The organism is Streptomyces sp. NBC_01546 (genome assembly GCF_045208355.1).
In the GTDB taxonomy this organism is placed as follows: Bacteria; Actinomycetota; Actinomycetes; order Streptomycetales; family Streptomycetaceae; genus Streptomyces.
The window spans coordinates 3639645-3652596 of sequence record NZ_CP109379.1; the positions used below are offsets into that span (position 1 = coordinate 3639645).

9 protein-coding genes and 1 pseudogene are annotated in these 12952 nt (G+C 72.3%); 6 read left to right on the plus strand and 4 right to left on the minus strand.

What is annotated here, in order from left to right; genetic code table 11:
- Position 1 precedes the first annotated feature (1 nt).
- Positions 2-2038 (plus strand): CocE/NonD family hydrolase, encoded by a 2037-nt coding sequence (locus OHA89_RS16475; protein WP_406366485.1) that lies wholly within the window; start codon positions 2-4, stop codon positions 2036-2038.
- Between the two features lie 24 nt (positions 2039-2062).
- Here the strand turns inward: OHA89_RS16475 and OHA89_RS16480 are convergent, their stop codons facing one another.
- Entirely contained in the window at positions 2063-2869 is an 807-nt protein-coding gene (locus tag OHA89_RS16480; protein WP_215145647.1) for an HAD family hydrolase, read from the minus strand.
- Positions 2870-3011: 142 nt separating this feature from the next.
- On the opposite strand from OHA89_RS16480, the gene fahA reads away from it, so the two are divergent.
- The 5 genes and pseudogenes from fahA to OHA89_RS16505 all read left to right on the plus strand — a co-directional run bounded on the left by fahA (position 3012) and on the right by OHA89_RS16505 (position 7753).
- On the plus strand, positions 3012-4235 hold the full coding sequence (gene fahA / locus OHA89_RS16485) for a fumarylacetoacetase (RefSeq protein WP_266608290.1): 1224 nt from the start codon (positions 3012-3014) through the stop codon (positions 4233-4235).
- A 139-nt stretch (positions 4236-4374) separates the two neighbouring features.
- On the plus strand, positions 4375-5145 hold the full coding sequence (locus OHA89_RS16490) for a GntR family transcriptional regulator (protein ID WP_406366488.1): 771 nt from the start codon (positions 4375-4377) through the stop codon (positions 5143-5145).
- 33 nt (positions 5146-5178) lie between these two features.
- Positions 5179-5289: pseudogene (locus OHA89_RS16495) on the plus strand (4Fe-4S ferredoxin); the annotation flags it as partial.
- A gap of 67 nt (positions 5290-5356) precedes the next feature.
- On the plus strand, positions 5357-7024 hold the full coding sequence (locus tag OHA89_RS16500; protein ID WP_266608294.1) for a HEAT repeat domain-containing protein: 1668 nt from the start codon (positions 5357-5359) through the stop codon (positions 7022-7024).
- A gap of 123 nt (positions 7025-7147) precedes the next feature.
- Positions 7148-7753, plus strand: a complete 606-nt coding sequence (locus OHA89_RS16505; protein WP_257554864.1) for a hypothetical protein — start codon at positions 7148-7150, stop codon at positions 7751-7753.
- A 70-nt stretch (positions 7754-7823) separates the two neighbouring features.
- Here the strand turns inward: OHA89_RS16505 and nuoN are convergent, their stop codons facing one another.
- Genes nuoN through nuoL form a run of 3 tightly spaced genes read right to left on the minus strand, consistent with a single transcriptional unit; the run spans position 7824 to position 12944 of the window.
- The gene (gene nuoN / locus OHA89_RS16510; RefSeq protein WP_406368515.1) at positions 7824-9470 is read right to left on the minus strand and encodes an NADH-quinone oxidoreductase subunit NuoN; all 1647 of its coding nucleotides are present in this window, start codon (positions 9468-9470) and stop codon (positions 7824-7826) included.
- 5 nt (positions 9471-9475) lie between these two features.
- Positions 9476-11047, minus strand: coding sequence for an NADH-quinone oxidoreductase subunit M (locus OHA89_RS16515; RefSeq protein WP_266608299.1), 1572 nt, complete (start codon positions 11045-11047; stop codon positions 9476-9478).
- Between the two features lies 1 nt (position 11048).
- Positions 11049-12944, minus strand: a complete 1896-nt coding sequence (gene nuoL, locus OHA89_RS16520; RefSeq protein ID WP_266608301.1) for an NADH-quinone oxidoreductase subunit L — start codon at positions 12942-12944, stop codon at positions 11049-11051.
- Between the last annotated feature and the right edge of the window lie 8 nt (positions 12945-12952).

Below are 12952 nucleotides of genomic sequence, written 5' to 3' on the forward strand. Positions count from 1 at the left end.
GATGATCATCCGCACCGATTTCCCGTACGAGACCACCCGCGAGGACGTCCGGATCCCGATGGCCGACGGGGTGGAGCTCTACGCCCGGATCTGGCGCCCGGTGACGAAGGAGCCCGTACCGGCGCTGCTGGAGTACCTCCCGTACCGGCTCACCGACTGGACGGCGCCCCGCGACTGGCAGCGCCACCCCTGGTACGCCGGGCACGGCTACGCCTCGGTCCGCGTGGACGTACGCGGCCACGGGTGCAGCGGGGGCCGTCCCGGCGACGAGTACGACGCGCGCGAGCTGGCCGACGGGGTCGCGGTGATCGAGTGGCTGGCGGAGCAGCCGTGGTGCACGGGGTCGGTGGGGATGTTCGGCATCTCCTGGGGCGGCTTCAACTCCCTCCAGATCGCCGCCCTGGCTCCCGAGCCGCTGAAGGCGATCGTCACCGTGTGCTCGTCGGACGACCGGTTCGACAACGACGTGCACTACATGGGCGGCTCCGTGCTGGCCGTGGACATGCACGCGTGGGCGGCCACCATGCTCGCCTTCGCCTCCCGCCCGCCGGACCCGGAGTTCGTCGGCGACGGCTGGCGGGAGCAGTGGCTCTCACGGCTGGAATCCGTGGAACCGCTGATCCACACCTGGCTCTCGCACCAGACCCGCGACGCCTACTGGCGCCACGGCAGCGTCTGCGAGGACTACTCCGCGATCGGCGCGGCGGTCCTCGCGGTGGGCGGCTGGCACGACCCGTACCGGGACACCGTGCTGCGGCTGGTCTCCGCGCTGCCGTCCTCGCGGGTGCGCGGCCTGATCGGCCCGTGGTCCCACCAGTATCCCGACCGCGGGCTGCCGCCGGGCCCGTCCATCGGCTTCCTCCAGGAGACCCTGCGCTGGTGGGACCACTGGCTGCGGGGCGAGGACAACGGCGTGCTGGACGAGCCGCTGCTGCGCTCCTGGATCAGCGGCTCCCATCCGCCCGCGACCTCGTACGGGGAACTCCCGGGCCGCTGGGTCGGGGAGAAGGCCTGGCCCTCGCCGTCGGTGGTCCCGGTCTCGTACGGGTTCCAGGGCGCGCCGGTGGCCGTCGCCTCCCCGCAGCACACCGGGCTGGACGCGGGCCGCTTCTTCCCGTTCGGCAACGACGCCGACCTGCCGCCGGACCAGCGGGAGGAGGACGCGAAGTCGGCGTGCTTCGAGTTCCCGGTGGCGGCCGGGGAGCCGGTGGAGATCCTGGGGCGGCCGTCGGTGACGCTGCGGCTCCGGCTGGACGTCCCGTACGGCCAGGTGGTGGCCCGGCTCTGCGACGTCGCCGCCGACGGCTCCTCGACGCTGGTCACGCGGGGCGCCCTGAACCTGTCCGCCCGTCAGGGCCGGGAGCGGGCCGTGCCGTGGCCGGTGGGCTCGTACGAGGACGTCACCTTCGAGCTGAACGGCATCGGCCACGCCTTCGCGCCGGGGCACCGCATCCGGCTCGCCGTCTCCTCCGCCTACTGGCCGTGGATCTGGCCGCGGGCCGGCTCCGAGGCGGGCTGGACCCTGGACCCGGCGGGCAGCGCGCTGACGCTGCCGGTGCGGGCCGGGTCCTCTGCCTCGTCTCCGGCCGGCTCGTCTCCGGCCGCCTCGGACGAGGGGATCCTCTTCGAGGCGCCGGAGCAGGCGGAGCCGCTGGGGGTCGTGTTTCCGGCCACGCTGGACGAGCCGCGTCCGGAACGGCTGGTCGTACGGGACGTCGCGCGGGGGACCTGGCGGCTGGAGGTGGATCCCCGGTACGGGGGCACGCGGGTGTACCCGGACGGCCTGGAGTTCAGCGAGGACGCGCTGGAGGTGTACGAGATCCAGGACGCGGACCCGCTGTCGGCCCGGACCCGCTCGGACTGGCGGATCCGGCTCCACCGGCCGGAACGGGGCTGGGACGCGCGGGTCGAGACCCGGTCGGAGATCTCGTGCGACGAGGGCGGGTTCCTGACGTCGAACGAGGTCGTGTGCCGGGAGGGTGACGAGGTGGTCTTCCACCGCACGTGGGAACGCCGGCTTCCGCGCGCGGCGGGTTGACCGCCCTGCCTGGCGCCAGGGCGGTTAGCCGAAGAGCCGTTCCAGGACCACCGCGATGCCGTCTGCCTCGTTCGAGAGGGTGATCTCGTCGGCGACGGCGACCAGTTCGCGGTGGGCGTTGGCCATGGCCACCCCGTGGGCCGACCACGCGAACATCGGGACGTCGTTCGGCATGTCACCGAACGCGATCGTCGCCGAGGCGGCCAGGCCGAGGACCTCCGCCGCCCGCGCGAGCCCACTGGCCTTGTCGACGCCCGGCGGCTGGAGCTCCACCGTGTGCTCCCCCGCCATGGTGACGTTGACCAGGTCGCCGACCACCGACCGCGCCACCTGGGTCAGCTCGTCGTCGTCCAGCCGGGGGTGCTGGAGCAGCACCTTGTTGATCGGGGCCGACCACAGGTCCGACCGCCGCGGCACCCGGACCGTCGGGAGGTGCGGATGCCACATCCGGTAGCCCGGCCCTATCAGCATCTCCGCGTCGACGCCCTCCTGGTTGACCGCCGCGTAGACCTCGCCGATCTCCGCCTCGATCTTGCCGAGGGCCACCTCGGCCAGCCCCCGGTCCATGGACACGGAGTGCAGCAGGCGCCCGCGCGCCGCGTCGTACACCTGCGCGCCCTGCCCGCACACCGCGAGCCCCTCGTAGCCGAGGCCGTCCAGGACGTGCCGGACCTGCGGGACGGGGCGGCCGGTGACGATGATGTGCTGGGCGCCCGCGGCGCGCGCCGTCGCGAGCGCCGCGTACGAGCGGGCGGAGACGAAGTCCCCGGCGCACAGCAGAGTCCCGTCCAGGTCAGTGGCGATCAAGGCATAGGGGAGGGCGGAAGTCACGGCGCCAAGGATACGGACCCCGTTGGACAAGTCCTACAAATAGCGCCCCAATCCGGTCTCCCGCAGGCCCCACCGGCCACGTAACGTGTCAACCCATCCCCCGGGACACCCCCGGACCGCGTCGAAAGCGAGGCAGTACCCCATGCCCCAGCAGAGCCCCCTCGATGTTCCCGAGGGCGACCCGTTCGGGCCGCACAACCTCCCCTACGGCGTCTTCTCGACCGCCTCGGAAGGCCGTCGCCGGATCGGTGTGCGGATCGGCGGACACGTGCTCGACGCGGGGGCGGCCGCGGCCGCGCTCGGCTCCCCGTACGCCGGGCTGCTCGGGCAGTCCTCGCTCAACCCGCTGCTGGCCGCCGGGCGCACCACCTGGCGCGACGTGCGCCGCGCGCTGACCGCCTGGGTCACCGACCCCGGCCACCGCCCCACCGTCGAGCCGCACCTCACGCCGCTCGACGCCGTGACGCTGCACCTCCCGTACGAGGTCGCCGACTACGTCGACTTCTACGCGAGCGAGCACCACGCCACCAACGTCGGGAAGATCTTCCGGCCCGACGGGGACGCTCTGACCCCCAACTGGAAGCACCTGCCCATCGGTTACCACGGCCGGTCGGGGACGATCGTCGTCTCGGGCACCGACGTCGTACGGCCCTCCGGGCAGCGCAAGGCCCCCACCGACCCGGCGCCCGTCTTCGGCCCGTCCGTCAAGCTCGACATCGAGGCCGAGGTCGGCTTCGTCGTCGGCACCCCCTCCGAGCTGGGCCGCCCCGTGGCGCTGGGCGAGTTCGAGGACCACGTCTTCGGGCTCTTCCTCCTCAACGACTGGTCGGCGCGGGACATCCAGGCCTGGGAGTACGTGCCGCTCGGCCCCTTCCTCGGCAAGTCCTTCGCCACCTCCGTCTCCGCCTGGGTGACCCCGCTGGAGGCCCTGGACGCGGCCCGTGTCACCCCGCCCGCCCGGGACTTCCCGCTACTGCCCTACCTGGACGACGCCGCCGGCGACCGCCCCGGCGGCTTCGACCTGCGCATCACCGTCTCCATCAACGGGCAGGAGGTGGCGCAGCCGCCGTTCGCGTCGATGTACTGGACCGCCGCCCAGCAGCTCGCGCACATGACCGTCAACGGCGCCTCGCTGCGCACCGGCGACGTGTACGGCTCCGGCACCGTCAGCGGCCCCGAGACCGGCCAGCGCGGCTCGCTGCTGGAGCTGACCTGGAACGGGCGCGACGCGATCGAACTCGCCGACGGCAAGCGCACCTTCCTGGAGGACGGGGACACCGTCACCCTCACCGCCTGGGCGCCCGGCGCCGACGGCACCCGGGTGGGCCTCGGCGAGGTCACCGGCCGCATCGTGGGATCGCGCTAGTCCGGTATTCGGTCGGCGGGGTGGCGGATCTTTCCGCCACCCCGCCGAAACCGCAGGTCACAGCCCCGTAAGTGCTCCGCCCGGTGGCGCAACACTGCGGCAACACCACGCCCGCCGGAGCGCCGGTACGTTCCCTGCCATGCCAGCCGAACGCACCGCCACGCACACCGTCCCGGTCGCCGCCGCGCGCCGCCGGCGCCTGCGCGCGGACCAGGCGCGCCAGCTCGCCGACCTGCTGCGCCACCAGATCCTGGCGGGCGGCTACCCCGGCGGGGTCCTCCCCCTGGAGGACGCCCTCGCCGCCGACTACGGCGCCGGCCGCAACACCGTCCGCCAGGCCCTCGACCTGCTGCGCGGCGAGCAGCTCGTGGAGCGCCGGCCGGGCGTCGGAACCGTCGTCGTGTGCGAGAAGTACCGGCACGGCCTGGACCGCCTCCAGGGCCTGGCCGAAACCCTGCACGAGCACGGCCGGGTGACCAACGAGGTCCGCACGGTCGGCGCCGTGCGCGCCCCCGCCCCCGTCGCCGGCCGCCTCCGCCTGCCCGAGCACGCCGACGTGCTCTACATCGAACGGCTGCGCCGCCTGAACGGGCTGCCGCTCTCCCTCGACCTCACCTACGTCCCGATGGACGTCGGCGCCGGACTGCTGGGCTGCGACCTGGAGAACACGGACGTCTTCCGGCTCCTGGAACAGCTCACCGGACAGCCGCTCGGCCACGCCGAGATCACCCTCGAGGCCGTCAACGCCGACGCGCACTCGGCCGCCGTCCTGCAGGCCCCGCGCGGGGCCGCCGTCCTGATGCTGGAGCGCCTCACCCACCTGGGCGACGGCCGGCCCGTGGACCTGGAGTTCATCCGCTTCCGCGGCGACCGGATCACCATGAGCGGCCTGCTGCGCCGCTCCCTCTGACCCCCTTGCGTACCCACCTTCCTGGAGACAGCCATGCCTCTGGTCCCCCAGCGCGGCGACGTGCCCGTGACCATCGACGAGTCCCTGTGCATCGAAGGCTGCACCCTCTGCGTCGACATGTGTCCGCTCGACTCGCTCGCGATCCGAACGGCCGACGCGCGGCACCTTCCACGCGGGCCGCGGCCACGACTACCGCACCCACGACATCGAGATGCACATCTCGGAGATCGGCCTGTGCGGGGGCCACTCCGCCTCGGGAGTCCGCGTCGACGACCACGCCCGGACCACCGTCCCTCGGCTGTACGCGGCCGGGGACCTGGCCTCGGTGCCGCACAACTACATGATCGGGGCCTTCGTCTTCGGCGACCTGGCGGGTGCGGACGCCTCCCGCCACACCGCCTACGAGGGCGTGTTGCCGGCCGACCAGCTGGCGGCGGCCCACGAGCTGGTCTACCGCCCCCTGCGCAACCCGGACGGGCCGCCGCAGCCTCAGGTGGAGTACAAGCTGCGGCGGTTCGTGAACGACTACGTGGCGCCGCCGAAGACGGGCGCGAAGCTCTCGCTCGCCGTCGAGGCCTTCGACCGGATGACGGGCGAGATCGCGGAGATGGGCGCGACCACGGCGCACGAGCTGATGCGGTGCGCGGAGGTGTCCTTCATCCGGGACTGCGCGGAGATGGCGGCCCGCTCCTCGCTGGCCCGTACGGAGTCCCGCTGGGGCCTCTACCACGAGCGCCTCGATCATCCGGAGCGGGATGACGCGGGCTGGCTGTACCACCTGGACCTGCGCAAATCGGCCACGGGAGCGATGGAGTTCACCGCCCGGCCGGTCGAGCCCTACCTGGTCCCGGTGGACGGGTTCGCCCCGGCCGGCGGTCCCTCGCGGCACCTGGGCGAGGTCGCGCTGACCCCGGTGGCGACGGCGGGCCCGCGCGAGGCGGCTCCGGCGGCCCGCACCCCGGCCCTGCCGGTCCCGGATCCGGCGCTCGCCCCCGGGAGCTCCCCGGGAGCCTCGCCGCGGATCGTGGAACTCCTCGCCCTGGCCGAGGAGTCACCGGACCTGGCCGCCCTGACGCCGTACCTGGCCGACCCCGATCCGTCGGTACGGGCCGCAGCGGTGGCCGCGCTCGGCGAGACCGTCCCCGAGGGGGCCGGGCCCGCGCTGGCCGCCCGCCTCGGCGACACGGCTCCCGCCGTACGGGCGGCCGCCGCGGCTGCGCTGCGCGAGCTGGTGGAGGTCCTGCCGGGCGAGCCGGAGCTGGGGGCCGGGCTGCGCGCCGCCCTCGCGGTGCCCGACCCCGCAGTGCGCTCGGCCGCGCTCGAAGCCCTGCGGGCGCTCCGGCTGGGCGATGCGGAGCTGTACGCCGCCTCGCTGGCCGATGCCGACCCGGAGGTCCGCATCCACGCGGTCCGGGGGCTGGTCGCGGTGGACGCGGTCCCGGCGCTGGCCACGGCCGCGGCGGACCCGGCGCGCGAGGTCCGGGTGGCCGTGGCCAGGGGCCTGGCCGCGGTGCACGCCCCGGCCCCGGCACCCCTGGACCCGCTGCTGGCCGACCCGGACCCGCTGGTGCGCGGCGCCGCCCTGGCCGCGCTGGCCTCGGTCGGCTGCCCTGACGGGTACGCCCGTACCGCGGTGGCGGCCCTGGCCGACGCGGCCTGGCAGGTCCGGGCGGGGGCGGCGGCCGGGCTGTCGGCGGCCGCCACGTCCGCGGCGGTGCCGGCTCTGGCCGAGGCCTTGGCCGACGCCAACGCGGACGTCCGCAAGGCAGCGGTGCTGTCCCTGCTGGCCCACCGGGACACCGCGGAGGCCCGGACCGCGCTCGCCACGGCGGTCACGGACCCGGACGCGGACGTCCGCGCGTACGCGGCCCGCGCCTGAGGGGCGCCGGGGGCCCCGTTCGGAGGCGCGCCGCGTGCGGCGGGCGGTACGGGCCGGGATGGTGGACGGACGAATGGAAGCGGGAACCCGTACCCCGTACCCCCACCGCGAGGAGCCCCCGCCATGTACGTACGCAGTCTGAAGACCGTCCTCGCCTGTGCGGCCGCCGTGTCGCTCGGTCTGGCCGCAGTGGCTCCGGCCCACGCGGTCGAGGGGCCCGCGCCCGACCCGCGCAACCCCAAGGCCATGAGGGACATGGCGACGGCCATCGCGGTGACGGCCAAGTACGTGGACGAGCGGGAGGCCCTCAAGGACGGGTACGTCCCGCACGGCGAAGCGTGCATGACCAACCCGTTCGGGGTGGGCTCCATGGGCTACCACTACGTCAAGCAGGCCAACTGGGGCTCGATGGACCCCGCCAGGCCGACCGCGCTCCTCTACAGCACCGAGAAGGACCGCAACGGCCGTCGCAAGCTGCAGACCGTGGAGTGGATGTACACCGACCGGGACCAGGACCTGAAAACGGCCGACGACCGTCCGAGCATGTTCGGGCTGCCCTTCGACGGGCCGATGCCGGGCCACTGGGCGGGCATGCCCAAGCACTACGACCTGCACATGTGGGCGTACAAGGACAACCCGGCCGGCCGCTTCCACAACTGGAACCCCGCGCTGACCTGCCCCAAGAAGAGCCCGGCCGCGGGGGGAGCCGGGCACGCGCACGGCCGCTAGCGGGTGCCCGCACGACGAAGGGCCCGGCTCCCCCGAAGGGGGCCGGGCCCTGTCCCGTACGACGAACCGGTCAGCGGACGAAGGTGCTCGCCTGGCCCGCCAGGTCCAGGAAGTACTGCGGGGCCACACCCAGGACCAGGGTCACCGCGACGCCCACCGCGATCGTCGTCATCGTCAGCGGCGAGGGGACGGCCACGGTCGGGCCGTCGGCCTTCGGCTCGCTGAAGAACATCAGGACGATCACCCGGATGTAGAAGAACGCGGCGATCGCGGACGAGATGACACCGACCACGACCAGCGCACCCGCACCGCCCTCCGCCGCCGCGCTGAACACGGCGAACTTGCCCGAGAAGCCCGACGTCAGCGGGATACCGGCGAAGGCCAGCAGGAACACCGCGAAGACCGCCGCGGTCAGCGGCGAGCGGCGGCCCAGACCCGCCCACTTGGACAGGTGCGTCGCCTCCCCGCCCGCGTCGCGCACCAGCGTGACCACCGCGAAGGCGCCGATCGTCACGAAGGAGTACGCGGCCAGGTAGAAGAGGACCGCCTGGATGCCCTCCGCCGAGGTGGCGATCACACCGGCCAGGATGAAGCCCGCGTGCGCGATCGAGGAGTACGCCAGCAGCCGCTTGACGTCCGTCTGGGTCACGGCGATCACCGCACCCGCCAGCATCGTGACGATCGCGACGCCCCACATCACCGGCCGCCAGTCCCACCGCAGGCCGGGCAGAACCACGTAGAGCAGACGCAGGAGGGCGCCGAACGCGGCCACCTTCGTCGCCGCCGCCATGAACCCGGTGATCGGGGTCGGAGCGCCCTGGTAGACGTCCGGGGTCCACATGTGGAACGGGACCGCGCCGACCTTGAAGAGCAGGCCCGTCAGGATCAGCGCCCCGCCGATCAGCAGCAGCGCGTCGTTGCCCATGGTGTCGGCCAGCGCCGGGTCGACCTTCACGACCGTGCCGTCCACGACGTCGGCGATCGTCGCGTACGAGACCGAGCCCGCGTACCCGTAGAGCAGCGCGATGCCGAAGAGGAGGAAGGCGGAGGAGAAGGCACCCAGCAGGAAGTACTTGACCGCGGCCTCCTGCGACATCAGCCGCTGGCGGCGGGCGACGGCGCAGAGCAGGTACAGCGGGAGGGAGAAGACCTCCAGCGCGATGAACAGCGTCAGCAGGTCGTTGGCCGCCGGGAAGATCAGCATTCCGGCGATCGCGAACAGTGCCAGCGGGAAGACCTCGGTGGTGGTGAACCCGGCCTTGACGGCGGCCTTCTCGCTCTCGCTGCCCGGTACGGACGCCGCCTGGGCGGCGAAGGAGTCCACCCGGTTGCCGTGCGCGGCCGGGTCGAGGCGCCGCTCGGCGAAGGTGAAGACCGCGACGATCGAGGCCAGCAGGATGGTGCCCTGCAGGAACAGCGCCGGGCCGTCCACGGCGATGGCGCCCATCGCCGCGATGTGCGCCTTGGTGCTCCCGTACCCGCCGGCCGCGAGGCCGACGACCGCCGCGAAGGCCGCGGCCAGCGCGGCGACGGCGAGGAACACCTGCACGTAGTAGCGGGACTTGCGCGGTACGAAGGCCTCGACGAGGATCCCGAGGACCGCCGCGCCCACCACGATCAGCGTGGGCGCGAGCTGCGCGTACTCGATGACCGGTGCCGGGATCCGGTCGACCGGGGCTTCGGCCGCGAGCGGCCACAGGCTGTGGGCGGAAGTCAGTGTGCTCACTTCGCCGCCTCCACTTCAGGTGCGGGGTCCGTCTGCTTCACGTCCGACATGGTGTGCTCCACCGCCGGGTTGACGATGTCGGTGAGCACCTTCGGGTACACGCCCAGCCCGATCAGCAGCGCGATCAGCGGGGCCACCACCAGCACCTCCCGCAGGCGCAGGTCCGGCATGGTTCGGACCTCCTCCTTCACGGGACCGGTCATCGTGCGCTGGTAGAGCACCAGCGTGTAGAGCGCGGCCAGCACGATGCCGATGGTGGCGATGATGCCGACGACCGGGTACCGGGCGAACGTGCCGACCAGGACCAGGAATTCGCTGACGAAGGGCGCGAGCCCTGGCAGCGAGAGGGTGGCGAGGCCGCCGATCAGGAAGGTGCCGGCGAGGACCGGGGCCACCTTCTGCACGCCGCCGTAGTCGGCGATGAGCCGCGAGCCGCGCCGCGAGATCAGGAAGCCGGCCACCAGCATCAGCGCCGCCGTCGACAGTCCGTGGTTGACCATGTAGAGGGTGGCGCCGGACTGGCCCTGGGAGGTCATCGCGAAGATGCCCAGGATGATGAACCCGAAGTGCGAGATCGAGGCGTAGGCGACCAGCCGCTTGATGTCGCGCTGGCCGACCGCGACCAGCGCGCCGTAGACGATGCTGATCAGGGCCAGGACCAGGATCACCGGCGTGGCCCACTTGCTGGCATCGGGGAAGAGGCCGAGGCAGAAGCGGAGCATCGCGAAGGTGCCGACCTTGTCGACGACCGCGGTGATGAGCACGGCGACCGGGGCGGTGGCCTCGCCCATCGCGTTCGGCAGCCAGGTGTGCAGCGGCCACAGCGGGGCCTTCACCGCGAAGGCGAAGAAGAAGCCGAGGAACAGCAGCCGCTCGGTGTTGGTCGCCATGTCGAGCGTGCCCGCGGCGCGGGCGGCGGCGATCTCCTGGAGCGAGAAGTTCCCGGCGACCACGTACAGCCCGATGACGGCGGCCAGCATGATCAGGCCGCCGACCAGGTTGTAGAGGAGGAACTTGACCGCCGCGTACGAGCGCTGCGCGGCCGCGTTCTCGTCCGAGCCTGAGTGCGCCCGGTCCCCGAAGCCGCCGATGAGGAAGTACATCGGGATGAGCATGGCTTCGAAGAAGATGTAGAAGAGGAAGACGTCGGTGGCCTCGAAGGAGATGATCACCATCGCCTCGACCAGCAGGATCAGGGCGAAGAAGCCCTGCGTCGGCCGCCAGCGGGAGCTCTTGGTCTCCAGCGGGTCGGCGTCGTGCCAGCCGGCCGCGATCACGAAGGGGATCAGGAGCGCGGTGAGCCCGATGAGCACCACCCCGATCCCGTCCACCCCCAGCTCGTAGCGGACGCCGAAGTCGGCGATCCAGGACCGGGATTCGGTGAGCTGGTAGCGGGCGCCACCGGGCTCGAAGCGGATCGCGACGAGCACGGCCAGGGCCAGGGTCGCCAGCGAGAAGAGCAGGGCGAGCCACTTGGCGGCGGTCCTGCGGGCGGCCGGGACGGCCGCCGTCAGGATCGCACCGACCGCGGGGACCGCGGCCGTCACCGTCAGAAGCGGGAAACTCATCTCACACCGCCCTCATCAGCAGGGTCGCGGCGATCAGGATCGCCGTGCCCCCGAACATCGAGACCGCGTAGCTGCGGGCGTAGCCGTTCTGCAGCTTGCGCAGCCGGCCCGACAGTCCGCCGACCGAGGCGGCCGTACCGTTGACCACCCCGTCGACCAGGCTGTGGTCGACGTACACGAGCGAGCGGGTCAGGTGCTCCCCGCCGCGCACCAGCACGACGTGGTTGAAGTCGTCCTGGAGGAGGTCCCGCCGGGCCGCCCGGGTGAGGAGCGAGCCGCGCGGGGCGATGACCGGGACGGGCCTGCGGCCGTACATCGACCAGGCGATGACGACGCCGACTACCAGGACCGCCATGGTGGCCAGGGTCACCGTCATGGCGCTGACCGGCGGGTGGCCGTGCGCGTAACCGGTCACCGGCTCCAGCCAGTTCAGGAAGCGGTCGCCGATCTCGAAGAAGGCGCCGGCGAAGACCGACCCGAAGGCCAGGATGACCATCGGGATGGTCATGGACTTCGGGGACTCGTGCGGGTGCGGCTCGTGTCCCTCGGCGTCGGTCTGCCAGCGCTTCTCGCCGAAGAAGGTGAGGAGCATGACGCGGGTCATGTAGAAGGCGGTGATGCCGGCGCCCAGCAGGGTGACCCCGCCGAGGATCCAGCCCTCGGTGCCGCCCTTCGCGAAGGCCGCCTCGATGATCAGGTCCTTGGAGAAGAAGCCGGACAGGCCTGGGAAGCCGATGATGGCCAGGTACCCGAGGCCGAAGGTGACGAAGGTGACGGGCATGAACTTCCGCAGCCCGCCGTACTTGCGCATGTCGACCTCGTCGTTCATCCCGTGCATCACGGAACCGGCGCCGAGGAAGAGGCCCGCCTTGAAGAAGCCGTGCGTCACCAGGTGCATGATCGCGAAGACGTAGCCGATCGGGCCGAGGCCCGCCGCCAGGATCATGTAGCCGATCTGGGACATCGTCGACCCGGCGAGGGCCTTCTTGATGTCGTCCTTCGCGCAACCGACGATCGCACCGAAGAGCAGCGTGACCGCACCCACCATGGTGACCACCAGCTGGGCGTCCGGCGCCGCGTTGAAGACGGCGGCCGAGCGGACGATCAGGTACACGCCCGCCGTCACCATCGTCGCCGCGTGGATCAGGGCCGAGACCGGGGTCGGGCCCTCCATCGCGTCACCGAGCCAGGACTGCAGCGGCACCTGGGCCGACTTGCCGCAGGCGGCCAGCAGCAGCATCAGGCCGATCGCCGTCAGCTTGCCTTCGGACGCCTCGCCCACCGCGCCGAACACCGGCCCGAAGGTGAAGGTCCCGAAGGTGGTGAACATCAGCATGATCGCGATCGACAGGCCCATGTCGCCGACGCGGTTGACCAGGAAGGCCTTCTTCGCGGCCGTGGCCGCGCTGGGCTTGTGCTGCCAGAAGCCGATCAGGAGGTACGAGGCGAGGCCCACGCCCTCCCAGCCGAAGTACAGCAGGAGGTAGTTGTCGGCGAGGACCAGCAGCAGCATGGCCGCGACGAACAGGTTGAGGTAGCCGAAGAAACGGCGGCGGCGCTCGTCGTGCTCCATGTACCCGATCGAGTACACGTGGATGAGCGTGCCCACCCCGGAGATCAGCAGGACGAAGGTCATCGACAGCTGGTCGAGCTGGAAGGCCATGTCCGCCTGGAAGCCCTCGACGGGGATCCAGGTGTACAGGTTCTGGTGCAGGGTCCGGTCATCGGCCCCGCGGCTCAGCATGTCGGCGAACAGTACGGCGCCGATCCCGAAGGAGACGGCCGCGAGCAGGGTGCCGATCCAGTGGCCGGTCTTGTCGAGGCGCCGGCCGCCGCACAGCAGCACCACCGCTCCGAGCAGGGGCGCCGCGATCAGCAGCGCAATCAGGTTCTCCACAGCGACCC

What these genes read in the sequence shown, in the direction of transcription:
- OHA89_RS16475 (WP_406366485.1), top strand. Translation starts at nt 2, where the DNA reads ATGATCATCCGCACCGATTTCCCGTACGAGACCACCCGCGAGGACGTC.
- fahA (WP_266608290.1), top strand. Translation starts at nt 3,012, where the DNA reads ATGCCCCAGCAGAGCCCCCTCGATGTTCCCGAGGGCGACCCGTTCGGG.
- OHA89_RS16490 (WP_406366488.1), top strand. Translation starts at nt 4,375, where the DNA reads ATGCCAGCCGAACGCACCGCCACGCACACCGTCCCGGTCGCCGCCGCG.
- OHA89_RS16500 (WP_266608294.1), top strand. Translation starts at nt 5,357, where the DNA reads ATGCACATCTCGGAGATCGGCCTGTGCGGGGGCCACTCCGCCTCGGGA.
- OHA89_RS16505 (WP_257554864.1), top strand. Translation starts at nt 7,148, where the DNA reads ATGTACGTACGCAGTCTGAAGACCGTCCTCGCCTGTGCGGCCGCCGTG.
- OHA89_RS16515 (WP_266608299.1), bottom strand. Translation starts at nt 11,047, where the DNA reads ATGAGTTTCCCGCTTCTGACGGTGACGGCCGCGGTCCCCGCGGTCGGT.